This is a genomic window from Paenibacillus rhizoplanae (assembly GCF_042684125.1).
GTDB lineage: Bacteria > Bacillota > Bacilli > Paenibacillales > Paenibacillaceae > Paenibacillus_AQ > Paenibacillus_AQ rhizoplanae.
On record NZ_JBHUKY010000012.1, the window covers coordinates 1 to 26,101 of the forward strand.

Annotated in this window: 20 protein-coding genes; 12 read left to right on the forward strand and 8 right to left on the reverse strand. The window is 54.5% G+C overall.

What is annotated here, in order from left to right; genetic code table 11:
* Positions 1-656 precede the first annotated feature (656 nt).
* From ACFSX3_RS04535 to ACFSX3_RS04550, 4 genes are all read left to right on the forward strand, one after another.
* Positions 657-2,429 (forward strand): sensor histidine kinase, encoded by a 1,773-nt coding sequence (locus ACFSX3_RS04535; protein ID WP_209994077.1) that lies wholly within the window; start codon positions 657-659, stop codon positions 2,427-2,429.
* Between the two features lie 27 nt (positions 2,430-2,456).
* The gene (locus tag ACFSX3_RS04540) at positions 2,457-3,248 is read left to right on the forward strand and encodes a response regulator (RefSeq protein WP_209994076.1); all 792 of its coding nucleotides are present in this window, start codon (positions 2,457-2,459) and stop codon (positions 3,246-3,248) included.
* 233 nt (positions 3,249-3,481) lie between these two features.
* Positions 3,482-4,363: a carbohydrate ABC transporter permease gene (locus ACFSX3_RS04545; protein WP_036726391.1), complete on the forward strand. Its 882-nt coding sequence runs from the start codon at positions 3,482-3,484 to the stop codon at positions 4,361-4,363.
* Between the two features lie 12 nt (positions 4,364-4,375).
* The gene (locus ACFSX3_RS04550; RefSeq protein WP_209994075.1) at positions 4,376-5,203 is read left to right on the forward strand and encodes a carbohydrate ABC transporter permease; all 828 of its coding nucleotides are present in this window, start codon (positions 4,376-4,378) and stop codon (positions 5,201-5,203) included.
* A 362-nt stretch (positions 5,204-5,565) separates the two neighbouring features.
* Here the strand turns inward: ACFSX3_RS04550 and ACFSX3_RS04555 are convergent, their stop codons facing one another.
* From ACFSX3_RS04555 to ACFSX3_RS04585, 7 genes are all read right to left on the reverse strand, one after another.
* Positions 5,566-6,333, reverse strand: a complete 768-nt coding sequence (locus ACFSX3_RS04555; RefSeq protein WP_209994074.1) for a class I SAM-dependent methyltransferase — start codon at positions 6,331-6,333, stop codon at positions 5,566-5,568.
* Between the two features lie 100 nt (positions 6,334-6,433).
* Entirely contained in the window at positions 6,434-7,570 is a 1,137-nt protein-coding gene (locus ACFSX3_RS04560; RefSeq protein ID WP_209994073.1) for a glycoside hydrolase family 88 protein, read from the reverse strand.
* Positions 7,571-7,588: 18 nt separating this feature from the next.
* Positions 7,589-9,922, reverse strand: a complete 2,334-nt coding sequence (locus tag ACFSX3_RS04565; RefSeq protein ID WP_209994072.1) for a helix-turn-helix domain-containing protein — start codon at positions 9,920-9,922, stop codon at positions 7,589-7,591.
* Between the two features lie 51 nt (positions 9,923-9,973).
* Entirely contained in the window at positions 9,974-10,858 is an 885-nt protein-coding gene (locus ACFSX3_RS04570) for a carbohydrate ABC transporter permease (RefSeq protein WP_209994071.1), read from the reverse strand.
* Between the two features lie 13 nt (positions 10,859-10,871).
* A complete protein-coding gene (locus tag ACFSX3_RS04575) occupies positions 10,872-11,789 on the reverse strand; it encodes an ABC transporter permease (protein WP_379312656.1) in 918 nt (305 codons plus the stop codon).
* An 87-nt stretch (positions 11,790-11,876) separates the two neighbouring features.
* Complete coding sequence (locus ACFSX3_RS04580) at positions 11,877-13,463, reverse strand: extracellular solute-binding protein (protein WP_209994070.1); 1,587 nt, start codon at positions 13,461-13,463, stop codon at positions 11,877-11,879.
* A 541-nt stretch (positions 13,464-14,004) separates the two neighbouring features.
* Positions 14,005-15,234, reverse strand: a complete 1,230-nt coding sequence (locus tag ACFSX3_RS04585) for a Zn-dependent hydrolase (protein WP_209994069.1) — start codon at positions 15,232-15,234, stop codon at positions 14,005-14,007.
* A 172-nt stretch (positions 15,235-15,406) separates the two neighbouring features.
* Here ACFSX3_RS04585 and ACFSX3_RS04590 point away from each other — a divergent pair, with 172 nt between their 5' ends.
* The 4 genes from ACFSX3_RS04590 to ACFSX3_RS04605 all read left to right on the forward strand — a co-directional run bounded on the left by ACFSX3_RS04590 (position 15,407) and on the right by ACFSX3_RS04605 (position 20,333).
* Positions 15,407-16,282, forward strand: a complete 876-nt coding sequence (locus tag ACFSX3_RS04590) for an aldose 1-epimerase family protein (protein WP_209994068.1) — start codon at positions 15,407-15,409, stop codon at positions 16,280-16,282.
* A gap of 399 nt (positions 16,283-16,681) precedes the next feature.
* Complete coding sequence (locus ACFSX3_RS04595) at positions 16,682-17,671, forward strand: glycosyltransferase family 2 protein (protein WP_209994067.1); 990 nt, start codon at positions 16,682-16,684, stop codon at positions 17,669-17,671.
* Positions 17,668-18,774: a polysaccharide pyruvyl transferase family protein gene (locus ACFSX3_RS04600; RefSeq protein ID WP_209994066.1), complete on the forward strand. Its 1,107-nt coding sequence runs from the start codon at positions 17,668-17,670 to the stop codon at positions 18,772-18,774. The genes ACFSX3_RS04595 and ACFSX3_RS04600 overlap by 4 nt, the downstream gene beginning before the upstream one ends.
* A gap of 44 nt (positions 18,775-18,818) precedes the next feature.
* Positions 18,819-20,333: an oligosaccharide flippase family protein gene (locus ACFSX3_RS04605; protein WP_209994065.1), complete on the forward strand. Its 1,515-nt coding sequence runs from the start codon at positions 18,819-18,821 to the stop codon at positions 20,331-20,333.
* 99 nt (positions 20,334-20,432) lie between these two features.
* Here the strand turns inward: ACFSX3_RS04605 and ACFSX3_RS04610 are convergent, their stop codons facing one another.
* The gene (locus ACFSX3_RS04610) at positions 20,433-21,524 is read right to left on the reverse strand and encodes a threonine aldolase family protein (protein WP_209994064.1); all 1,092 of its coding nucleotides are present in this window, start codon (positions 21,522-21,524) and stop codon (positions 20,433-20,435) included.
* 195 nt (positions 21,525-21,719) lie between these two features.
* On the opposite strand from ACFSX3_RS04610, the gene udk reads away from it, so the two are divergent.
* From udk to ACFSX3_RS04630, 4 genes are all read left to right on the forward strand, one after another.
* Positions 21,720-22,349 (forward strand): uridine kinase, encoded by a 630-nt coding sequence (gene udk / locus ACFSX3_RS04615; protein WP_036726376.1) that lies wholly within the window; start codon positions 21,720-21,722, stop codon positions 22,347-22,349.
* 428 nt (positions 22,350-22,777) lie between these two features.
* Positions 22,778-23,770, forward strand: coding sequence for a LacI family DNA-binding transcriptional regulator (locus tag ACFSX3_RS04620; protein ID WP_209994063.1), 993 nt, complete (start codon positions 22,778-22,780; stop codon positions 23,768-23,770).
* Positions 23,771-23,783: 13 nt separating this feature from the next.
* Positions 23,784-24,779: an N-acetylglucosamine kinase gene (locus tag ACFSX3_RS04625; protein WP_209994062.1), complete on the forward strand. Its 996-nt coding sequence runs from the start codon at positions 23,784-23,786 to the stop codon at positions 24,777-24,779.
* A gap of 6 nt (positions 24,780-24,785) precedes the next feature.
* Positions 24,786-26,099 carry a 6-phospho-beta-glucosidase gene (locus ACFSX3_RS04630; protein ID WP_209994061.1) on the forward strand — a complete coding sequence of 438 codons (1,314 nt, stop codon included), beginning with the start codon at positions 24,786-24,788 and terminating at the stop codon, positions 26,097-26,099.
* Positions 26,100-26,101: the final 2 nt, after the last annotated feature.

Below are 26,101 nucleotides of genomic sequence, written 5' to 3' on the forward strand. Positions count from 1 at the left end.
TCTTCATTGTACCGTTTTCGTTGTTCACCCATGGCAACACACCTCCGTGATCCTTATTATCCCTCCGTCCGTTAAGTGGCGTCTACTATCTATTCTAAACCCATTTGAAGCAGACGAAGTAGCGGACGGGGCGCAGACAGAGAAGAAATAGAGAAATATAGTGTAGCGTACAAGAGGCTTGCCATGGGAATCATGGCACCTCTCTTTCTTTTGCGGACTGGGATGCGCTTATTTGGGCGAATCTCGCTGTTATGGAAGCTATGCGGACTCAGATGCGCTTAACTGCCATTTTCCTCCTCATTTCCGGTTACCAGGAGTGATATAAGGGCCTCTGAGTCCGCCTGCATGCATAAAGTTGACTTTTTCGCCAAATAAGAGCTTCTGAGTCCGTCGGTCCACAGGTAAAGGCAGCACATGCGGTTCAGGAAGTCCCTTGACAAGGCGGGGCGGATAACTATCCGCTCCGTCTTTCTTGTCCTCCCTGTCAAGCCCCCCGAATAGAACAAAACTATGCATTTCCGCCATCCTCCCGTGCCCGCTGGAACAAAACCATGCAATTTGAAATATCGCCAATCCGGCGGAGGGATTATGCTATAATCTAGCATATCAACCGTCCCGAACCGGGTAGGTTCGGTCAGGCTTGGAGGTGCTTCCCTGTGTCACAGCTGCTGCGTGTGCTGATTCCCCAGAAGTTGAAATACCGTCTGTTCACCGCGTTCGTGTGCCTGATTCTGCTGCCGTTCGGCGCACTGAACATCTATAACTATCAGCGTATTGAGACGCTGGTCCAGAAGAAAATCAGCCAGCAGAGCCACTATCAGCTGGAGCAAATGTACCGCACGCTGGAGGACCAGATCAGCATCGCCTTCAAGACGCTGCTGTTCCTGAAGCAGGATGACACTGTGAAGTCTGTACTGCTCCATCCTGAACAGCGTAATCAGCTGGAGAATAAGCGGCTGATGGAGAATATTTTCAAGAACCTGAACAACAGCTTCTTCCTGTATAATCCTTCGGTCTACTTCATGATTCTGGACTTATCTGAAAGCGCATACACCTCATACCCGCCTAAGGATTCACTGGTCTATTCAGATCTGCGGGGTAATCCCGGGTTCGACAGAGGGCAGATGAATAACAGCTCTTATCACTGGGTGCCTAATGATGCCAACTACGTGCTGCGCGATGTCTCTACCAGCGCCTATCTTCTCTCTTTATATGCCTATCTGGAGGATGCCCGGAACCAGCCGTATGGCATGGCCCGGATCAGCATTGATTATACGTACTGGCTGCGCTCCATTCACAAGCAGTCCGATCTGGAGCAGCAATATTTCCTGATCACACGCTCGGGTGAGGATATCTCCCAGTCGGTTCCGGGCAGCCAGTTATCTGAGAAGGTGAAGGCGGGCTTTGCCGGGCAGCCGGGACAGCAGTATTTTATCGACAAGGACTCGAACGCCCTGATTAACTATATCTATGTGGAGTCGCTGGACTGGTATATCGTCAACCGGATTCCGCTGTCTGTGCTGTTCGTGGAGATCGAGGGGCTGAAGCAGCAGTACTTCATTACATTCCTGGTGCTGACGAGCATCTTCCTGATGATGACCTTCGTGATTGCTACGACCATTACGCGGCCCTTGTCCCATCTGCAGAACAAGATGAAGGCGGCGGTGCAGAAAAGCCTGAAGATCCGCCTGCCGGAGCATAAGTTCAGCGGGGAGATCCTGGATCTTACCCGGACCTTCAATACGATGCTTGACGACACCCACCTGCTGATCCAGAAGCTGAAGGCCGAGGAGCGCCAGAAGGAGGCGGTGCATTTTCAGATGCTGCTGGCCCAGACGAATCCCCACTTCCTGCTCAACACGCTGAATACGATCAAATGGATCGCCATCCGTGAGCATAACGAGGATATTACGAACATGACGCTGTCGCTCGGCAAGCTGCTGGAGGCCAGTCTGAATACCGATAAGGATCTTATCCATCTCAAGGATGAAATTGAGCTTGTTGAGGCGTATGTCCATATTCAGCAGGTCCGGTACGCCCACAAATTCGACTGTACGTTCACGTATGACGAGGACATTCTGTATGCTCTGGTGCCGAAGCTCAGCCTCCAGCCGCTGGTGGAGAACGCCATCATTCACGGAATCAGCAGACTGCCCGGCCACGGCCTCATTGAGCTGAATGTCCGCCGCGAAGAGCACAGGCTGATTGTCGAGATCCGGGACAACGGCGTAGGCATGGAGCAGGGCGGGGGGCCCAAGGCTCCGCGCAAGCGTCCGGGTATCGGACTGAGTAACATTCAGGAGCGGCTGCGGCTGTTGTTCCGGGAAGAGGGACTGCTTGAGGTTCTCTCAACCAGTGAAGGCGTTACGGTGCGCTTGACGCTGCCGCTGCTAATGTCCACACCTTACGGCAACGAACATCCGGCTTGAAGCGCATAACTACGGGAGGGATTACACATGTGGAAGGTACTGCTGGTGGAGGATGAGGTATTCGTACGGGAAAGCGTGCGCGAGATTATCGCCTGGGAAGAGCTTGGCTTCACGGTCAGCGGAGAAGCGGGCAACGGGGCAGAGGCGCTGGAGATGATCCGGGAGGAGACGCCCGATCTGGTGATTTCGGATATCGTCATGCCGGAGATGGATGGAGTCGAGCTGCTGCGCAGAACCCGTGAGGAGGGGTATGGTTCCCGCTTCGTCATGCTGACCTGCATGAATGACTTCGAGAATGTGCGGCAGGCCATGGAATACGGGGCGTCCAATTATATTCTGAAGCTGTCGATGAGCGTGAATTCACTCCGGGACACACTGCGCAAGATCAGCGGCGAGCTGGAGAAGAACCGCAAGGCTGAACCGGATAGCCCTCAGGAGTCTCCCCCGCCCCCGCAGGCCCATGAGGAGATTACGAGCCACCCGGAGATCCAGAAGATCCTTCACTATCTGCACGAACACTACGCTGAGGATATTACCGTGAAGTCGATGTCGCAGTATGTCATGATGGCCGAGAATTATGTCAGCACCCTGTTCAAAAAGAAAACCGGCCACACCCTCATCCACTATCTGCACCGTGTACGGGTAGATCAGGCGATCCGGCTCCTGACCGGCTCCGACCTGCCGGTCTATGAGATCGGCAACCGGGTCGGCTTCGTGAGCGATAACTACTTCATCAAAATCTTCAAGCGCCTGACCGCGCAGACGCCCAGTCAATACCGGCATCAACAGCGGGAGAAGCCGGATAGCTTAAGTCTATAGCCTGCTTTTCAGATAACGATCATAGTATTGCTCCAGCGGCATTCCTTCCGGGAATGCCGCTTTTCTTGCTGCCCGGAACATGGATAGAACATAACTAAGACCGAAGCGCCTGCCACCGCTTGCGTAATTGTATATTTCTGTGCCATGAAGTGGGTGGTTTTGTTCCTTAACCCTCAAGGGAACGCTTGCTATGCTTGTAATGTACTCAAAAGACCTAAAGGAGTGGGGCTATTGTGAAAGCAACCTGGATGCGACGTCAGCAGTTGCTGGGCTATCTGTTTATCGGGCCCAATATGATTGGCGTGATACTTTTTTTTATCATACCGGCTATGTATTCGTTCTATCTCATGTTTACAGACTACAAATTTATGAGTCCCCATACCAAGTTCATCGGGCTGGCCAATATCCGGCGGATGCTGGGGGATGAGGTCTTCTATATTGCCATTAAGAACACGCTGCTGTTTCTGCTCTCTGTTCCTGTATCCATTGGACTGGCGTTCCTGGTGGCTGTCATTCTGAACCGTTCCGTATATCTCAAAAAGCTGCTGCGCGCCCTTTACTTCATGCCCTACATTACCAGCGGCGTAGCCGTAGCCTTCGTCTGGATGCTGCTGTTCCACCCGAATAACGGGCCGATTAACGGCATTCTCCGCTCTATGGGCATCGAGAACCCTCCCGGCTGGCTGTCCACGATGGATACGTCCATGTATGCGATTGATATCATCTGGATCTGGTTCATGCTCGGTTATAACATGATTATCTACCTCGCCGCCTTGCAGGAGGTGTCCGGCGAGCTGCTGGAGGCAGCTACCATCGACGGTGCCCGCACGTGGCAGACGGTCCGCAGCATCCTGTGGCCGCTGGTGAGTCCCACCACTTTTCTGCTGCTGATCACCGGGCTGATCATGTCAATCAAGCAGTTCGGCATCATCCAGGCGATCACACAGGGCGGACCAGGAAACAGCACTACCGTATTATCCCTGTTCATCTATCAGAATGCCTTCCGCTATTACGAGATGGGCTATGCGTCAGCGGTCTCCTGGGCCCTGTTCCTGATCATTCTGATCTTCACCGTCGTTCAATGGCTGGGCCAGAAACGCTGGGTTCACTACTAAGGAGCTGAGAATATGAATAAAGCCGCTGTTGCCAAAATCATCACCACATTAATCATGCTGTTCTTCAGCATCGTCATGATTGTGCCCTTCCTCTGGATGATCAGCACCTCCTTCAAAACCCCTGCAGAGGTATTCCGCTATCCGATCCAGTGGATTCCGGACCACTTTAACTGGAGTCATCATGTTAAGGTCTGGTCCGGTACAGGCAGCTTCGTGCCTTACTATCTGAATTCCCTTAAGGTGGCTGTGCTGAGTACCATAGGTGCCGTTTCCCTGTCCGCTTTGGCAGCCTATGGTTTTGCCAGAATTGAGTTCAAGGGACGTAACACGATGTTCCTGGTCTATCTGTCCATGATGATGGTTCCTCCGCAGGTGCTGTTCGTGCCCAAGTTCATCATGTTCGACTGGGCCGGCATCTATAACACCCACTGGGCGCTGATTCTGCCCGGCATGTTCACCATCTTCGGCGTGTTCATGATGCGGCAGTTCTTCCTCTCCGTGCCCCATGAAATCTCGGAGGCTGCCTTCATCGACGGTGCCGGCCATTTCCGCATCTTCTCGCGGATTATCCTGCCGATGGCCAAGCCTTCGCTGGCGACACTGGCGATCATCGACTTCTCCTGGCACTGGAACGATTATGAGAATGCGCTCGTCTTCCTGATCGACCAGGATCTGTTCACCGTTCCGCTCGGGCTGCAGAATTTCATCCTGGAGAACAATGTCGACTACAACGGCATGATGGCCGCCGCAACCGCCGGTATCATCCCGATGATTCTCGTCTTCCTGCTCGGCCAGAAATACATTATTGAAGGGGTGGCCAGCTCGGCGGTGAAGGGGTGACGGTGCGGAGGGCTAGGAGCTTTACAGCATCGGCTTTAAAACTGTAAGAATGAACCTCAGTTAAAGTCTGAGCATGAACATTGAGCTAATAGTAGGCTGATCCTGCACCCGTTGCCGATCTCTACTCTTAAAATCAAGTAGCTGATTGTATTTCCTGCAATAGAAAACGCAAAGCTGACCGTTAAATGAGAATCTATTGTATTTCATACAGTGGAATGTTGCGTTTTAGCTGAAAAATGGCCTTTTTTCAACATTCCATTGCACTGAATACAATAGAATCTATTTCGAAGCCTTTTTTAAAGCATTCCATTGTACAAAATGCAATTGCTATCGTTCCTGTAAATCCGGCGAATTAAGATCCGTTATTCCAACTGCTGATCCTGCGCATTCACCGCCACCCAACCGTCAATCAGATAAGCGCCGAAGAATCTGGATACGGCCGTGAACCCGGCCTCCACCAGTAGCTCCTCCATATCTTGAGCAGGGAGCGGATGGGAGGTTACCCCGAACGATTGCTCGAAGGTCTGCCACTGTTCCTCTGCGATGCCGTTACCGAGCATATGCAGCCGCCAGCCTTCCATCTGAAGCTCCCATGCAGGAGTGCCTGGCACCCCGCAGATGGCGGACATACACAGCGGTGCACCCGGCCGGAGCCGCGCGGCAATGCTGCGGAGGAGCGCCAGCTTCTTCTCCCGACCTGGCAAGAAATGCAGCACCAGCATACAGGTTGCGGCATCATACCGTGTGTCGCAGCTCCAGGCAGTAATCTCGGCATGATGCAGCTGCACTCTGTTCATCAGACCCGCAGACTCCAGCCGTTGCTGTGCAGCCTGGAGCATACGCTGCGAGGTATCCAGGCCGCTGAAGCTCCAGGCCGGGTGGCTCAGGCCCAGCTTCAGGATCTCCTGTCCTCCCCCCGCTCCGACGATTAGTAGCTCCTGCTTCTCCCGCTTGTCCAGCCGCGCTGTTAGCAGTGTATCCATCAAGTCATACTGGAGCTGGTATCCCGGGATTTTGCGGCTGATGTTCTGTACATATTGATCGCCGTCTGCCTGCTCCCACGCACTACCTGTATTGGCTGTATTAGCTATATTAGCTGTATTAGCTGTATTAGATGTCCTCCTGTTCATTCCATCCCCTCCGAAAATGATAATTGGTACATGACCACAACAGGTCATGTACCAATTATCAGGGCCGGGTCCCGGAACCGCCATCCCACATAGCTGGGATCTATAGAACGGGCCGCTCATACCAATACCCTGGAATCCCCCGTTCCAGCCGCATCAGCGCCTCCAGATAATAATAATCGCCCCAGATGGTGTAATCATCCGGTGAATCCCCGGCTCTGGCCGAGTATGCGCCGTGCTCCAGCAGACCCTCTGCTTGCTCGTTACCATGGGTCGAATAATGCTTTGCCAGCGCCCGCACCGCTGCCTCTCCCGCCTCCTGAAAGAATTGGCGCTCCGGATCTGCCGTCTCCAGCTGCGCCGCAATCTCCAGCAGCCCGCAGGCGGCAATGGCTGAGGCCGAGCTATCACGCTTCGTCCCCGGTTCTACGGGAGTGTCGAAATCCCAATACGCGACCCCATCCTCCGGCAGATGGGCCACGAAGTAACGGCCCAGCCGCTTCGCCGTCTCCAGCATCTCCGCACTCTTCAGATAACGGCTGATCAGAGCGAAGCCATAGATGCCCCATGCCTGCCCGCGCGTCCAGGTGGAGCCGTCACGGTAACCCTGATGTGTACCGCCGCGGATGGCGTCTCCGGTCACAGGATCGAAATAGAAGGTATGATAGCTGGAATCATCCCCGCGTACCAGGAAGCGGCGGGACTTAAGGGCATGCAGCTCGGCTACCCGCCGGTAGGCGTCATTGCCGGTCTGCTCATGCGCCCAGAGCAGCAGCGGCAGATTGAGCAGACAGTCGATAATGATCCGTCCGCCGTTAACGGCATCCCCCTCCCGCCCCCAGGCCTGGATCAAGCAAGGCTCTTCGCGCCAGCGCTTCATCAGCATGTCCGCCGCCTCCAGCGTAAGCTGCCGGGCCCCTTCATCCCGTTCGATGATCCACTGGGCCTTGGATGACAAGGAGTAGAGGAAACCAATATCATGATGATCAAAAATAATTTTGTGGTCCATACGGCGGCGGAAGCTCTGGACGGTCCTTAACGCCTGTTCGCGGTAGACCGGATCTTCACTGTACTCAGAGCAGAGCCAGAGGATGCCGGACCAGAAGCCCGCCGTCCACTCCGTATTATCATTGAGCGTATAATGCTCATCCCCGGTACTCACATGGGGGAACTGGTCCCCGAATCTTGTAATATTGCGTTTCGTTACGCGAAGTGCATCCTCAATTGCTTGTTGCCACATATCAGTTACTCCTCCTTGTTATAGGTTATCTTGCTGGATCAGCCGATTAGCCTGTTTGTACTGGCCCGGAGTGATCCCCTCATATTTCTTGAACACGCGGATGAAGGAATTGCTGTTCAGGAAGCCCACACGCTCCGAGACCTCCTGCACATTCAGTTCATCCGCCTCCAGAATCCGCTTGGCTTCTTCGATCCGATACTGGTTGATATAGTCGATAACGTTGGTGCCGGTCTGTTCCTTGAAATACTTCGAGACATACGTAGGATGGAACCGGAAGCGTTCCGAGATATGGGTCAGTCCCAGATTCACATCATTGTAATTCTCATGAATGAATTCCAGGAGCTGCTCCTTCAGCTCGGTGTTGTGGGAACGCTTGCGTTCATGCACCATCTGGCAGACCGTCTCCAGAATCTGCAGCAGCTCCGTCTCTATCTCCTCGAAGGTCTCACAGGCAAACAGCCGCCGGATCAGCTCATTGCGCCGGGTCAGCTCCTTCAGGTCATCGGTCTTGAGCTGCTCCGTAGCCTTCAGCATGGTCCCGATCAGCTCGAACATCAGGCAACGGGCCAGCTCAACGGATAAGGGCTCCCCGGCAAAATTGGTCATTAGAATCTCATTCATCACCTCGGTGGAACGGGCATAATTGCCTGTGGCAATATAATTGACCAGCTGACGCTCCAGATCGAGCGGATAATACAGCTCCTCCTTGGGCTGCCGGATACGGTCCTGGTCAATAATCTGGCCGATGCCGAGAATCAGCCGGTATTCCAGCGCCTCCTCCGACTCCCGGAAGCAGGCGGAGATGTCTGCCAGAGAGGTGTGGACACTGCTGACGCCAACGGAGAAATAGATCAGGAAGCGGGACTGGATGAAATGCTGCGCCTCCCCGGTCGCCCGGATCAGCTCCGGCACAGCGTCCGCCGCATTTCCCCGGAGATTGACCAGCAGCGCGATCCGCCCATCCATCTCTGCGGAATAGACCGGACCGGCCGGGCCCAGCAGCTCCTCCAGCACATTAGTCAGGATCAGATGGACGAACTGGCGCTTTCCCTCCTCATCCTCCGGGGCCCGTGTGCGGAACAGACCCTCATAATTCTCCAGGTGTACCAGCAGTACCGCGAAGGAATCACTCTCCCAAAAAAGGCCCAGACGCCCCATCTCACCGGCAAGCCCTTCTCCCAGCTGCACCCGCCCCTTTAGCAGCCTCGCCAGGAAGCTGCTGCGCACCATCGACTGCTGCTCCTTCAGCCGCGTGGCGAACTGGTCCTGCTCCTCCCAGGCCCGGGTCAGCACCGTCTGCAGGATGCCGAACTCATCATCCGGCTGTTCCAGCTTGCCCTTGACCTTATCAGAGATAATATCCATAATCCGGCCGAGCGGCCGGTAATTCCGGCGGGTGAACCACCAGGCGGCGATGCCGCCCAGCAGCAGAACAGCAGCCACACCGGCGAAGGTGATGCTGCGGATCACCATCAGCTTCTTGGCATAGATCCGGGTCGGAACGATAGAGACATACTGCCAATCCTCAACACTAGAGGATATTTGCGAGACCGTCACCGATTCCCCGTTCCAGTCGGCCGTGCCGGTCCGCCGTTCGCTGTCCTTATTCTGCTGCAAATATTGATGTATGGTGTAAGGGGTTTCAACCGTTCCTGTAGAAAAAAGCGTCCGCCCGTCACGGTCCAGGATGAATACAATACTCTCCGGCTCCAGCCGCACATTATTGATCGCCTGCTGGAACCGTTCCGGGTCCAGCATCACCACAAAGGTCGCCGGGCTGCTCTGCGACACCTGAACCGGGAACGGCTGCAGGTAGACCAGCGTTTCTTCAATGCGGCGGTCTTCGCTGAGAACCTTCATTTTGCGAAAAACACTCTGGTCTGACTCCTGCATCAGCCGGGTCCACTCCGGGCCGCTTACCCCGGTCCCCTCATAGTAAATGTCATACAGCAGCTTCTTGGACACCAGCGAAGAGGAGGACAGCGCCACATCCGAAGACTTCACATAGATGTACAGCTCGCGGATGAGCCCGTTCCCGATCCGGATGGATTTGAGGTTCTTGATCAGCTCCAGCCCCATCAGCCGCCATCTGGCATCCTGCTCGGAGGCGTGGTTGATGAAGCTGCTGAGCTGGGAATCGGCCATGAGCTGGCTGCTGATGCTGCTGATATCCTGGGTCTGGCTGTCGATGGTCTCCTGCACCTGGGACAGCAGCACCATGTTGGAGCGGTTCACCTCTTCCTTCAGCAGATTGCGGGACTCCGCAAATACAGCCGCCCCGATGGTGACGGGGATGAGCAGGATGACCAGATAAGAGAGGCTCCAGGACAGCAGGATGCTTTTCTTTTTCATGGCGCTCCTCCTCCTTGTTCATGATGTAGATAGTCCAGGCACGTGTCCTGTCTATTCCTTGATTGCGCCAATCATGACGCCCTTCACGAAATATTTCTGCAAAAACGGATAAATAAACAGAATCGGCAGTGTCGCCACCATCACCGTTGCATATTTCACGCTTTCTCCGATCGCTTCCTTGTCGCCCATAGCTGCCGAGGTGGTCATCGAATCCGTACTATTCTGGATGAGAATCTCACGCAGCACCAATTGAAGCGGATACAAATCACGGTCGCGGATGTACAGGATGGCGCTGAACCAGGAGTTCCAGTGGCCTACGCCGTAGAACAGAATCATGACCGCAATGACCGGCATCGATAAGGGTACGACAATCCGCCAGAGAATGCGCATCTCCCCCGCCCCGTCGATTCTGGCCGATTCCAGCAGACTCTCGGAGATTCCCTGAAAGGCTGTACGCATAATGATCAGATTATAACTGCTGACCAGCCCGGGTACAATCAGTGCCAGCAGGTTATTGCCGAGGTGGAGCGTATTGTTGATCAGCAGGTAGGTCGGGATAATCCCGCCGTTGAAGAACATGGTGAATACAATGGCCAGCATGATCGGATTGCGCAGCATGAAGCTTTTGCGGGACAGGGTATAGGCCCCCAGGATAGTAAAAAGCAAATTGAGCGCCGTGCCCAGCACTACGATCACCAGCGTATTGCGGTAGCCGGAGAGAATGCTCGGATTACTGAGCACCAGCTTGTAGCTGTCCAGATTGAACCCGTCCGGGAGCAGCAGCAGCCCGCTATGGGCCATCAGCCGGTTGGAGTCGCTGAGCGAGGCATTCAGCACATGCCACAGCGGATACAAAGTGATGATAATAAGCAGAACCATGAGCAGCACATTGAGACTGTCAAACAGTTTTTCGCCTATTGTTCGTTGAATGGTCATGAGAATCCCCCACTTAGAACAGCTTATTGTCAGATACGGCCTTGGAGAGCCGATTGGCGCCGATGAGCAGAATGAAATTAACCAGCGACTGGAACAGGCCGACCGCCGTAGTGTAGCTGAACTCTGCACTTTCGCTGATCCCTTTGCGGTAGACGAAGGTGGAGATGACATCCGCTGTATCGTAGACATTGGGATTATAGAGCAGGATCACCTTCTCGAAGCCGATCTCCATCAGTCCGCCTATGCGCAGAATCAGCAGAATCACAATCATCGGGATAATTCCCGGCAGCGTAATATGCCATACCCGGCGTATCCTGCTGGCCCCATCGACCTTCGACGCATCGTAGAGCTCCGGGTTAATTCCGCTGAGGGCAGCCAGATAGATAATGGTCGAGAACCCCAGCTCCTGCCAGATGGAGGAGGCCGTATAGATCGTGCGGAAATTGCCCGGATCACTCAGCAGCGCGCTGCTCTCCCCGCCGAAGAACGTAATGATGGAATTGAACAGCCCGTCACGGGAGGAGAAATCGACCACCATCCCGCAAATGACCACCAGAGAGATAAAGTGGGGGATATAAGAGACCGTCTGCACCGTGCGTTTGAACATCTCATGCCTCAGCTCATTGAGCAGCAGCGCCAGCAGGATCGGGGCCGGGAAGCCGAACAGCAGCTGGTAGAAGCTGAGAATCAGTGTGTTTTTGAGCACCCGCCAGAAATAATAGCTCTGAAAAAAATCGCGAAAATGCTGCAGCCCCACCCATTCACTGCCCCAGATGCCCTTGCCAACGGTGTATTCCTTGAAGGCGATAACCGCGCCATACATCGGCAGATACTTGAAGACCAGGAAGTATAACACCACCGGAAGAGCCATCCAGTAGATCACTTTATTCCGCTTGTAATTCAGCCATACCAGGGATAACTTCTGTGTCACAAGTCTCCCTCCTTTCTTCTATCTGCAGGACAGGCCTGCGGGAGCAAAGTGCTAATCTTCCGCTCCGCAGGTGACCTGAATCCTGATTTATCTTGCGTTGTAACGGTCTACCGCCGCCTGCTGAATTTCAATCGCCCTTTTCACATTGAATTTGCCGATCTGGGCTGTGAACTTATCGAAGTTCTCCAGCGGCTCAGCACCAATGACGAACTTGATGAACATTTCATCGCGGTAGGTGGTGATGTCACTCATGATTTTGCTGTACTCACTGGATTCCTCAGTAGTCAGGCTGACCGGAGGAAGACCGACCTTGAGCGTATTGTCGCTGTATTTGGAAAAGAGCGTTACCGCGTCCTTCTGCTGCTGGAACTGGTAATACTGCTCGTTGTACCGGTCGTCATCCTCCCCGACAAACGGATAGTTGGCAATGAAATGCTTCGCCATCGCCTGAACCACCGACAACCCGTCCGGATTCTTCAGAATCTCATCCGTGTAGGTTGGATACCCGTCCTTCATCGTGTACGTCACCCCTTCTACGCCGAAGTTCTTCAGCATATGGCCTTCTTCACTGAAGAAATAATCCAGCGCCTTCACGGTCTCCTCGGGGTGCTTGTTGCTCTTGGTGATCGTTGCTCCGGCACCGCTCCACTCCCAGGACCGGCCGGTGAACATCGGCTCATCGCCCTTGTTCACTACGGGGAACTGGACGGCCGTAAGATTGGCCTGCGGCTCCTTCTCCTGGAGAGCGGGCAGATATCGCCCGATGCCGCCGCCGATGTAAGTGAAGAAGGCACCGGCCTGGCCGCTCAGAATCTTGGCATCAAAGGTCTTCTGATCATTGGTGGCGAAGTCAGGATCGATCAGCCCCGCCTGATACCAGCGGTGGAAGGTAGTCAGGAACTCCTTGAATTCCGGCTCGACCGGCCCGAACGCCACCTTGCCGTCCTTGAGGAAGATCGTATTGGTGATTCCGTAGGCCTCCAGGAAATTCGCGGCCGCCGGGCCCATCGTCGTCAGCTTGGGCGGAGCGCCGTACAGGAGCGGGGCGCTTACGCCCTTTTTCTCCTTGAAGGCCTGCAGTACCGTCTCCCACTCCGCAATCGTCTCCGGCTGCGGCAGCTTCAGTTCATCCAGCCAGTCCTGGCGGATGAACATGCCGCCGAAGGTCTTGTACTTGCCCAGCCGTAGATGCGGGATGGCATAGATGTCTCCGTTATCCGCTTTCAACTGCTTCGCCACCTCGGGATTCTCGTCCAGAATCTTCTTCAGGTTAGGCGCGTACTTATCGATCAGGTCATTCAGCTTAATGATGCTGCCGTCCGTGTACAGCTTGGAATAATCGCCATAGACGAACATCACATCCGGCAGCTTATTGGAGGCCAGCATCACGTTGAACTGCTCCGTCTCTGCCCCGACCGCCGGATGCTGGAATTCCGTCTTAATATGGGTCTTCTTTTCCCACTCCTGAATCGCCGTGATCTCACTCATATTCTTCAGCGTGATCGAGACATTCGTGTTCAATGACGCCCAGATGGAGATCGGCGTCGGCTCATTGGCCGCAGCGCCCTCCGCGTTCTTATTCCCGTCTGCGCCACCCGAGCAGCCTGCCAGTCCGCCTATCGCCAGCAGCAGACTGGCACTCATCAGTAGCCGCCTTCTCCAAGATCTCTTCATCCTTCACATCTCCCCCGTGTGTTCATGATAGACATAGAGCTGCCGGAGGTGAACGATCGCTTCGTTTGCCGACCTGCTGTGTTCTGCCCTCCTGCTTATCTAACTTAACGTTTCCGCCCCCGCCTTGACTATCTCCCATTCTTGCCGCGATATCGATATCTTGCTTATACCCTGTCCAGCACAGGAATTGCATACGGATATTGAGAAATCAGGATTGATTCGGTCAAAAGATTACGTTTGGGGATAAGCCGTGACTCCAGAGAAGTTTTGGACTTCCGGCCGCTGTTGTATTTGAATTTCCTGATTAAAACCGCTGTTCACGGCTCCCCTTAACTCTACAGCTAATTAACTTAACCCAGTCAGCCTGCCTGCCAGGTGAGATCACGTACCGCCCGCTTCCGGCAGATTCTAGTGCAGTATAGTGCTCCACATTCGCTCCCTTTGGGCTATATCCGGCCCACGCACCTTCACCAACACGAAAAAAGACACCGTTAAGTGTCTTCATCGCCAAACTATGGAGTTCGCCTAGCCTACCCGCCCCTCAGGCACGGGATAGCAGCGACAGCACCGTCTCCAGCACCACATTCACACCCATTTCACAATCCTCATAGGAGGTGAGCTCTTCCTCGCAATGGCTTTTCCCGTTCACACTTGGAACGAAAATCATCGCCGACGGCAGGAACCCGGCCACGAACTGGGCATCGTGCCCCGCGCCGCTCGCCAGCTTCCGGCTACTGTAACCGAGCTTCTGCGCAGCCTGCTCTACCAGCGCACATATCCCCGGATCGAACCATACCGTGTCGCGGCCCCACAGCTTTGTTTTCGATACGCCGCATTCCAGCACTTCCTCCGGCAGGCCGTGAATAATCGCTTCAACTTTACGGACCACATCCATGTCCTTATGTCTCGCTTCCACGGTAAAGATCACCTTGTTCGGAATCACGGTATGGATATTCGGCAGCACATTCATCCGGCCCATCGTATAGACCAGCTCAGGGTCTAGCATGGCCAGCTTACGGCGCAGCTCCGTAATAATATCCGTAGCGGCAAACAGCGCATCCCGGCGCATATCCATCGGCGTAGTCCCGGCATGATCCGACTCCCCGGTCACTTCAATCTCATAGCAGACCATACCCACAACACAGTCAACCAATCCGATCTTAACGTTCTCCTTCTCCAGAACAGGGCCTTGCTCAATATGCAGCTCCAGATAAGCCGCCGCTTCCCTGATCCGGTTCTCCGCCTCCCCGGCATAACCGCTGGCCTCCAGCGCCTCGCCGAAGCTGATGCCTTCCGCATCCTTCTTCTCCAGCATAGCCGCCTTATCGAACTTGCCGGACAAGACGCCCGAGGCCATCATGGACGGCTCGAAGCGCGCCCCCTCCTCATTGGTGAAGTTCATCACCGTGACAGGCAGCCGTGGCTTAATCCCGTGATCCACCAAGGTTCTCACTACCTCAAGGCCGGCAATCACCCCCAGCACACCGTCGAATCTGCCGCCCTTCTTAACGGTATCCAGATGCGAGCCCATCACTATGGGCGGCCCCTCTTCACTGCCAGCCAGAGTGGCATACATATTGCCCATATCATCCACCTTTACGCTCATGCCCAGTTCTTCGCAGCAGGCAGTGAAATAGCCGCGCACCCGCACATCCTGCTCCGACAGCGACAGCCGTGTAACTCCGTTATGGTCTGTCCGCCCGAAATCGGCAAAGGTCTCTATCGTATTCCTCAGTCGCTCACCGTTCACGAATATTTGCTTCAGCTGCATGGACTGTTCCTCCGTTTCATTCGCTCTTATGGGTGTATCTGCTCCGTCACTGCCTTGCTATCTATGTTAACTCATTCCTTGTTTTTGTCATTTTACATACTGTAATAATTTTGGGCAGAATTCTGTTAGAATATGAGACGTTAGCATTACCATTACGGGAGGGGTACAGAGCATGAATACCATTTTACGCAGCGGCTCAGCCGTAGCCGAGATTCATTCACTCGGAGCAGAGCTGGTCAGCTTCAAAAGAACAGATACCGGGACGGAATATATGTGGAGCGGGGATGCCGCTTACTGGACAGGCCGTTCGCCGGTGCTGTTCCCGATTATCGGGGCAGCCATGGGCGGCGAGATCCAGGTGGACGGGCAGGCGTACAAGCTGGCCAATCACGGCTTCGCCAGACGCAGTGAATTCACGCTGGTGGAAGCAAGCGAGACGCAGGCGGTCTACCGGCTATCGCACAGCGAGAACACTCTGGCATGTTATCCCTACCCGTTCAACCTGTTCCTGACCTACACCCTGAGCGGCAATACGCTTGAGATCGGTTACCGTGTGGAGAACCCCGGCGGACAAGAGATCTTCTTCCAGCTCGGCACCCATCCGGCGTTCAACTGCCCGATTGGCGGAGAAGGCAGCTTCACCGACTATTACCTTGAATTCGAACAGCCGGAGCGCCTGGAGCGCTTGTTCCTGAACAAGACCGGCCAGATCATCCAGGGTACCAGCGAGACCATGCTCGGCGTGGACAACAAGATGCCGCTGAACCACGAGATGTTCGCGCATGACGCCCTCGTCTTCCGCAATGTCCAGTCCAAATCGGTTGCCCTCAAAAGCAGACAGTCTGACCGGAGCGTAACGGTCGCCTTCACGGGCTTCCCCGATCTCGGCATCTGGCAGCCGAAGAATGCACCGTTCGTGTGTATTGAGCCTTGGCATGGTGTCGCCGATATCGAAGGCTTCACTGGCGATTTCCGGGAAAAGCAAAACGTCATCTCCCTGCCGCCGGAGGGCCATTTTACGAGCTCGCTGACGATTACATTTAACTGATTGCCCCGCAATCTGTCCGTAGAAATCGTTTTTGAAAGAATGAAATATGCATCCCGCTTAAACAGCGGAGCGAACGGAACGATTGTGGAAAAGCGGCAGCGGTCGCCTTTGTGTTCGGATTTTCACCGCTAAGGTAAATACAATAAAATCCGGACACAACAGCGATTGTAACAACGGTCCGTTCGCGGAGCGTCCACCTATGTGCTCACGTTAATCCTACTTAAAAGCTGCGGGCTATCCCTTTTGGGATAGCCCCTTTTTGCTGCTGCGAGGTACCCTGCATTACGGATAAGTACACTTTAGTAGTATATACAACCTTTTGACCCGGATAGTAAGATATTCACAAATCAAGTGACGCGTAGACCCGAATCAGAACCGGGAAAGGAAGTGACTGCTCGAGTGAAGCCAGAGATAAGTATTATTGTGCCTATCTACAACGTGGAATTGTACCTGAGGAAGTGTGTGGATTCGATATTGGCGCAGACCTTCCGCAGCTTTGAATTGATTCTGGTCAATGACGGATCACCCGATAAGTGCGGCGAGATATGCGAGTATTACAAGGAGCTGGACCCCCGTGTCATAGTTATTCATAAGCAGAACGGCGGATTGTCCGATGCCCGGAACTATGGTATTGATGTGGCCCAAGGCCGGTATATCGGGTTCGTTGACAGCGATGACTGGATAGAACCGGACATGTATGAAGCCCTGCACGGACTCATCACCGCCCACAATGCAGATATCGCTGTATGCGGTCATTGTGAGGTGCAGGATGAGGTCAAGCTGGAAAAGTCCTTCACGCACCAGGTGCGTGTATACGATAACGCGCATGCCTTTGACAAGCTGCTGGAAGATACCGAGATCCAGAACCTTGCCTGGGATAAGCTGTATAAGGCCGAGCTGTTCAGCCAGGTGAGATATCCGGTCGGCCGATATTTCGAGGACATTTTTACCACCTATAAATTATTCCTCCAGGCGAACAAGACCGTCTCGCTGGACTCCCCCAAATACCTGTATCTGAAGCGAAGCGACAGCATCACCGGAGCGATGAACAACCGGAAATATTACGACCGCTTCTGTGCGGCGCTGGAGATCTACGAGACGATTCAGGATAAAAACTATCCGATCGCCAAAGAAATCTCGTTATCCCGGACCGTAACCGAAGGCATTGAGCTGTGCAACTTCCAGCTGATTACCGGCGAGACTGCAGTGAACAAGGAATATCTGGCCGAGCTGGGCGGGTTCCTGAGCAAGCATACCTCCGCAATCCTGCGCAACCGTATTATCCGCCGGGAGATGAAGACCGCAGCCCTGCTTATTCTGACCAGCTCCACGGTATACAAAATGCTGTATTATTCCAAACTCCGTTTGAAGGGAAGTAATATGATATGAGTCAAGCCCTTGAGAAAATCCTGCCGCTGTCTTTCCGCAATTATGTAAGCAATATTCCTGTCTATCAATATTATAAGGGCTATCTGAGCTACCGGAATGCATATAAAGACAAAACGAAAGCCATTTACGTCGTCGGCTCCCCCGAGCATGACAATCTGGGCGATCACGCCATCACTTATGCGCAGATGAATTTTTTGCGGAAAGCTTTTCCCGACTATACGCTCATAGAGATTGTAGCCAACCGGCTGATGCATAACATGAAGTGCCTGGAGGAATTCTGTTCGCCGGAGGATATCTTCGTGCTTCAGGGCGGGGGCAACTTCGGAATCGAGTATTTCCGCGAGGAAGAGGTGCGCCGCAAGATTATCTCTGAATTCCCAAATAACAAAATCATCGTCTTCCCGCAAACCATCTACTTCGGTGATACCGAGCTGGGCCGCGCGGAGTTCAAGAAGACACAGGATATCTATGGCTCCCACAAAGACCTCACGCTGGTCGCCAGAGAGGCAACGTCGTATGAAATTATGAAAGCCGGTTTCAGAAACAACGCAGTGCTGTTAACGCCGGACATTGTAATGTCTCTGGACATCACCGACCCTCCCAAGGAGCGCCACGGTGCCCTTCTGTGCATTAGAGCCGATAAGGAGAGCATTTTCAGCGAGCAGGACAAGAAGGTCATCCAGGAGTACACCTCCAAACACTACAGCAACACTACGTTCACGGATACCTGCATCCTCCGCTCTGTCTCCCTGGAAGACCGGGACCACGAGCTGAACACCTTATGGAATCAGTTCAAGGAGGCCGAGGTTGTGATTACGGACCGGCTGCACGGGATGATTTTTGCGGCGATTACGTCCACGCCTTGTATTGCACTGGGGAATTACAATTATAAGGTCGTAGGCAGCTACGAATGGATCAAGCATCTGGGTTATGTGAAATTCACGAACGATGTGAAGCACATCCCGGCATTGCTGGAAGAACTGAAGACGATCCAGCGCCCCCGGTACAATAATGAATTCTCGGTCCAGCATTACAGCCAGATCATTGAATCCATGGCAAGCAGCAGCGCTAGAGAACCTGCTTCGTCTATCGTTACCGCTTAAGATAAGCACAAGACACTCTCTGTAGCGAGGAAGCGATCCCACCCTTGAAAACAAATATAAAACTTGCTGCAATCATAACCTATGCTTCGGTATTTCTAGGCGTTATTATCTCCCTGGGCTCGACGCCGTTTATTGTGTCGACCCTGGGGAAATCCGAATATGGATTATTCGCGCTGGTGAACTCCATCATCGCCTATATCGTCCTGCTGGATCTGGGCTTCGGCAGTGCGGTCATCCGCTTCAATGCGAAATACATCTCTGAGAATGACTCCGCAGGCCAGCGCAATATTAACGGAATGTTCCTGCTGCTTTTCTCAGCCATCGGACTCCTCTCCTTACTTGCCAGTGTGATTCTGGTATTTAATTTCGATGTGATCTTTAGCAGCCTCGATGAAGCTGAGCTGGGCATTCTGAAGACCATATTTATCATTGCCGCCATCAATGTAGCGGTCTCGTTCCCGCTGAATATCTTCAGCTCGATCATTACGGCCTATGAGCGGTTCGTCTATCTCAAAATCATCAATCTGATCCGCGTGGTCCTCTCTCCCGCCATGATGGTACTGGTCCTGCTGTTCGATTTCAGATCGACAGGAATGGTCACCGTTGCGCTTGTGCTGAACCTGACGATCGGCGTGATTAACGTGGTCTTTTGCCGGACCAAGCTGAATCTGAAAGTCCGGTTCCACGGCTTCGATACCAAGCTGTTCAAGGAGATCTTCAGCTATTCTTCCTATATCTTATTGTCGTCGATTGCCTTTCAGATCTATACGAATGCTGATCCGCTGATCATCGGGATGTTCCTCGGGGCTACGCCCATCGCCATCTTCGCCATCGCCGCCCAGCTCAACACGTATATTCTCAATTTCTCCAATGTGCTGGCCAGCTTCTATCTGCCGAAGCTCACCAAGATGATCGTCAAGGGGGCAGATCAGGCGGCCTTAATGCTGGAGCTGGTCAAAATAGGCAGAATCCAGGCGCTGATCGTAGGCTACATCGTCTCGGGCTTCGTGTTATTCGGACAGAGCTTCATTCTGATCTGGCTCGGCCAGGATTACAAATATGCGTACACGGTTGCGCTGATCATCATCATTCCCCAGATCACGTCGATTGTGCAATCGCTGTTCGCCACCATGCTGGAAGCGATGAATATGCACAGGGTGAAGGCCTTCATCTACTTCTCAGTTGCTATTCTGAAGGTGGCCTTAACCTTCTGGTTCATCCGGATCTGGGGGATTACAGGCTGCGCCATTGCTACGGCTATCGGGATGATCATCAATGTATGCCTGAATAATGTGTACTACAAATATAAATTGAAGTTCGATATTCTTCACTTCTGGCTGCAGATCATCCGCGTCTTCATTCCGGTGGTGCTGTTGTCCGGTGTGTGCGGGTTCCTGCTTAGCTTCGTGAGCATTACTTCTTACGTGTACCTTGGCATGTATGTCATCCTGTACTCCCTCCTCTATGTGCTTACCATGTGGCTGTTCGGACTGAACGGGGCGGAGAAGCAGATGGTGGCCGGACCGGTTAGAAAAATGGTTCTGCGGAGTCAGGCCTAGGACTCTACGTGAGGCGGGTGCTGAACTGCATGTAAGGTAAAGAAGCCTCTGCGGGTAAATCCGCAGAGGCTTCTTCTCTTGGCTTGGCAAGCTTGCTGATCAGAGCTGCTTCAGCCGCTCATCCAGCAGCCGGAACGTTTCCCTCAGAGCAGGCTTGGAGAGTCCGCCGTAGACATCGCCGATGTTCAGCTCGTAGTAGCAGGAGTTCCCGCCGGTTGGCTTGAGCCGTGGTGTCAGGCCAATGCCGGTCTCGTTATAGATCCCAATCAATACAGGGGCAAGCTGCTCCAGAGGCAGCGCGAAATGAATGTGGAACATATTCGAGACCGGAACCTCCGGCAGCGTGGATACCTTATGGCAGCTGTTGAATAAGGCTGCCAGCTCCTTGGCCTGCTCATAGTATTCTGACATCCTGCCGATTCTCTGCTGGTAATAATACCGGGCCGGGACAATATAGGGATAGAGACTGATCAGGTCGCCCCCATGGCGGCGCTTCCAGATCTTCGAGGTCTCTGTGAACTCCCGGCTGCCGGCTAAGATCGCTCCGGCAATCCCTCCGATGCCCTTGTAGAAGGAGACATATACACTATCGAACAGCGCGCAGACCTCGGCCGCCGTCTTGCCGTAGTAAGGCAGCACCTCGAACAGCCGCGCCCCGTCCAGGTGGAGCTTAATTCCCTGCTCCCGGCAATACGCCGATATCGCTTCCAGCTCGGCATACTCCGGCAGCTGTCCGCCGATCTCGCGCTGCGGCAGCTCCAGCAGCAGACAGGCGATCCCCGGCCCCATGCCCTTCACATCCTCCAGGGTAATCAGCCGGTCTGCACTCCCCAGCAGTAGCGGCTCCAGATAATGCAGCTCCTTCAGGCCGTCCTGCTCATGAATCTCCAGATGGCATAGCGGGTGATAAGCGACCTTTTTGCTGCCCTCCCGGTCACTCCAGATCCGCAGGGCAATCTGCTGGGCCATCGTGCCGCTGGGGAAGAACACGCTGCATTCTTTGCCCAGCGCCTCCGCCATCTCCGCCTGGAACTCCTCAATCACCGTTCCTGTCCCGTACATGTCCGCAGCGAGACTGTCCTCTACACTAGCCAGCGCTTTCTTGAGTACGGCTGCGTCCCGTCCGCCATGGCCTGCAAGCTGCACCTGCGTCCTGCCGAACGCCTCCATTAAAGCATTCTCCTCGTTCATTTTGTTCTCCTAGCCCCCTTCTCCGTAGCACCCGAACTGAATGAATCGTTGAAATTATATCATTCCTCTACAAAATAACCGAATTATTAGAATGTTCACATGATATTCCTCTCCAGCAAGGTGAAATAAGTTGACCGCTGTGCTACAATATTGGAATTGCAAAGGCAATTGCTTAGGGAGGTTTATAAATTCACCATGCTTATTATTGGTATCGCCGGCGGGACCGGCTCCGGCAAGACAACGGTAGCGCGCTCCGTGATTGACCGTCTTGGCTCTGACAAAGTAACATTCATATCCCAGGATAACTACTATAAAGACCATTCTTACCTCAGCATGGCTGAACGCGGTGCAATTAACTACGACCACCCGCTGGCCTTTGACACTGAACTGCTGATCGAGCATCTGGATTGTCTCAAAGCGGGACAAGCCGCCTTCGCTCCCGTGTATGACTTCACGGTTCATGCCCGTTCAACCGAGAAGACCGTGGAGCTCGCCCCGAATAATATCGTCATTCTGGAAGGACTGCATGTGCTGTCCGATGAGAAGCTGCGCGAGCAGCTCAACATCAAGGTGTTTGTGGACACCGATCCCGATGTGCGTATCCTGCGCCGGGTGCTGCGGGATATCGAGGAACGCGGGCGGACGATCCGTTCGATCCATACGCAGTACCTGACCACGGTGAAGCCGATGCACGAGGCCTTCATCGAGCCCTCCAAGAAATACGCGGACCTGATCATCCCGGAAGGCGGACAGAATCAGGTCGGGATCGAGCTGCTGTCGGTACTGACGGAGAAGTATCTGTCCGGCGATCATCAGTGGAACTGAATTAAGCCGCGCACCGGCTAATAGGGGTGCAAGGACCGTCCGGCGTGCCGGACGGTTTTTTGGTTTTTTTTGAGTGAGGGTTGGTTTTTTCGAAACTCCGCCACTATAGCCTTAACGAACTGTTGATTATTTCCTGATCATCCACTATGATAAGGTCAACAGCTGGGCATTAAGTTTAAGCGATTTAACTTAATTATTTAGACATAATATTTTCAAACTCATACAGCGTCAGATCCAACATTTTGAATAGGACCATTATCTACATTCAATTCCCTTTTCACCGCTTTGATTTGTCCTTAAAGTTAAAGCGCTCATACTTTTGAGAAGCTCGTTGGGCTAATATTAGGATCAAGATTGAACCCTTGCATTGCCTGTTTACTGGAGAACCAATATCAGCACCCGCAAATCTGCCGCAAGGAGCGCTTGAGATGAAAGTAAGTATTTTTGATGTAGCCAAAAAATCAGGGCTGTCCGTGGTCACCGTATCGCGGGTATTAAACGGAGCAACGTCTGTGCGGGAGAACAACCGCCAGAAGGTGCTCGACGCAATCAAGGAGCTGGATTATCGCCCGAATGCAGCAGCCCGCAGTCTGGCCAGCGGCAAGACCGGCATCATCGGCCTGATCGTAACGACCCTGCAGGATTCCTTCTTCGATGCTGTGGTCAAGGAACTGAATGAGACGCTCGCCCTGCACGGATATTATCTGGCCATCTCCGTGCATGATGGCATTGGCTCCGGGGAGAGCCACTACCTTATTCAGGAAGACCGGGTGGACGGCCTCATCCTGCTCTCCCCGATCAGAGAGGACAATTATATTGTCGAGCTGAAGCGGCGGGGCATTCCCTATGTGCTGATTGACAACCAGCTGCCGGAGAATGACAGCTATTCCATTACCATCGACAACTTCAAAGGCGGGTATGCCGCAGCCAGCCACCTGCTTGAGCTGGGGCATACCTCCATTGCCCATCTCTGCGGGCAGGAGATGTTCCGCAGTACGCGGGAGCGGCGCGCGGGCTTCCTGCAAGCGCTGCAGGAGCAGGGCCTCGCTCCGTTCGAGATCGTGCCCGGTGAATTCGAGATCGCCATGGGCTACGATACAGTGCAGCGCTGGCTTGCGGAGGGTAAGCTGCCGGGGGCCGTATTCGCCGGAGATGACAATATCGCCCTCGGGGTGATCAATGCGCTGATGGAGGCGGGAGTGAAGGTGCCGGAGGAGGTTGCTGTAGTCGGCTACGACGACCACTATATCGCCTCCCAGCTCCACCCGCATCTGACCACTGTGCGCCAGCCGGCGGACAAGATCGGAGTCGCCGCCGCTGACATGCTGCTGCGCCGGATCAGCGGGGAGATGAAGCGCGGCTCTGCTATCCGGATCGATCCGGAGCTTATTGTGCGGGAATCCACGAAGACAAAACTCTAGGAGTGACAAATCAATGGCTTATTATATGGGAATCGACGGGGGCGGCAGCAAAACCTACGCCCTCATATGCGATGAACAAGGCCGCATCCTCGGCAAGGGCCGGAGCGGCAACGGCAATCACCAGACCAGCGTGCAGCAGGCAGAAGCAAGCATCCGCGAAGCAGCCTTCGGCGCGCTGGCCGAAGCCGGGCTCCGGCTGGAGCATCTCCGCCATGCCTACCTCGGGCTGGCCGGGGCGGACCGCCAGACCGATTATAATACTCTTCATCCGATGATCCGCCGGATCGGATTCACACAGTACACGATCAGCGGCGATACGATGATCGGCCTGCGGGCGGGGACGGACCGCTCCTACGGCGTAGCCCTGATCTGCGGCACCGGCACCAATGCGGCGGGCCGTAATGCGCAAGGCCGCCACTTCCAATGCGGCGGCTTCGATTATATGTACGGCGATTTCGGCGGCGGCGGCGCGCTGAACATCGAGGTGTTCCGCACAGTGATCCGGGCCTGGGACGGCCGCGAGGCCCCCACGCTGCTGACGGAGCCGCTCCTCAGGCTGCTCGGCTATGAGCAGGTGGAAGACATGTACGATGACTTCCTGGATCACGGGAAGCAGGTACCGCTTGATGCGGCCCGCCTGCTCTTCCCGGCAGCGGCTGAGGGCGATGCCGCCGCTCTGGCGATCCTGAACCGCCAAGGCGTGGAGCTTGGCAAGGCTGCGGCGGCCGTCATTCATCGGCTCGGTATGGAGAACGATGAATTCAATGTGGTGCTGGCCGGAAGCCTGCTGACCCGGGGCGACCGCGGCTGGATTCGCGGTCCGATCGAGCAGGCGGTACACGAAGCGGCACCGGAGGCGGCGGTGGTCACACTGTCCACCGAGCCTGTGATCGGCGCTCTCTGGTCGGCACTGGAGAGTGACGGGATCACCGTCAGCCAGGCTATGTATGAGACGATGCGTGCTTACAGGGAGTTCGAGCTTATTCCCACTACCACCAGACAGGAGTGATTCATTGTGACAACGAACCAAGGTCTTAAGATTGCCGTCATCGGCGGAGGTTCTTCCTATACCCCCGAACTGGTAGAAGGCTTCATCCTCAATCATAAGGAGCTTCCGGTCCGGGAGCTGTGGCTCGTAGACATTGAGGCTGGTCTGCATAAGCTGAACATCGTGGGCGCTCTGGCGAAGCGTATGGTGGAAAAGTCCGGCCTGCCGATCGAGGTCCATCTCACCACCGACCGCCGCGAGGCCATTGCCGGTGCGGACTTCGTCAGCACGCAGATCCGCGTTGGCATGCTGGATGCCCGCGCCCGCGACGAAGCGATTCCGCTGAAATACGGCGTGATCGGCCAAGAGACGACCGGTCCCGGCGGCATGCTGAAGGCGCTGCGCACCATCCCGGTCATTCTCGGCATCTGCCGGGATATCGAGGAGCTGGCACCGGACGCCTGGCTGCTCAACTTCACCAATCCCGCAGGTATGGTCACCGAAGCCGTGCTGCGGTACTCCAAGGTGAAGAGCATCGGTCTCTGTAATGCCCCGATTGGCCTAATTAAGCAGGTATCGGCCAAATATGGCGCGACCCCTGACCGGATCTACGCCGAGTTCGTCGGCCTGAACCACCTGCACTGGATTACCCGCATTGATGTGGAGGGTGAAGACAAGCTGCAGGAGATGCTGGAGGATACCACTGGCTACAGCGCGAAGAATGTTCCGGCACGCGAATGGAACCCCGAATTCCTGAAATCGCTGCACGCCTTGCCTTCGTATTATCTGAAGTACTTCTACATGACCGATGCGATGCTCGCGGAGCAGCAGGAAGCCGCCGCCCAAGGCGGGAACCGTGCCGAAGTCGTTAAGCGTGTGGAGGAGGAGCTGTTCGCCATCTACAGCGACCTTGCGCTGGATGAGAAGCCGAAGCAGCTGGAGCAGCGCGGCGGAGCCTTTTATTCCGAAGCGGCCGTGAACCTGATGCGCTCGCTTTATAGTGGCACCAATGACATTCAGACGCTGAATGTGGCAAACCGGGGCACCATAGACTTCCTGCCGGACGATGCCAGTATCGAGGTGAACTGTGTCGTCACTAAGACTGGCCCCCTCCCCCTCCCGCTGACCCAGATTCCGCCGATGGCGAAGGGGCTGATTCATGCCGTCAAAGTCTATGAACAGCTCGCCATCGACGCCGCTGTTACTGGAGACCGCAGTCTGGCGATCCAGGCGCTGGCCCATCACCCACTCGTCCCTTCCGTGGAAGTAGCCATCGCCATGCTGGATGAGATGCTCGAAGCGAACAGGGAGTATCTGCCGTCCTTTTTCGGTCAGGACTAATC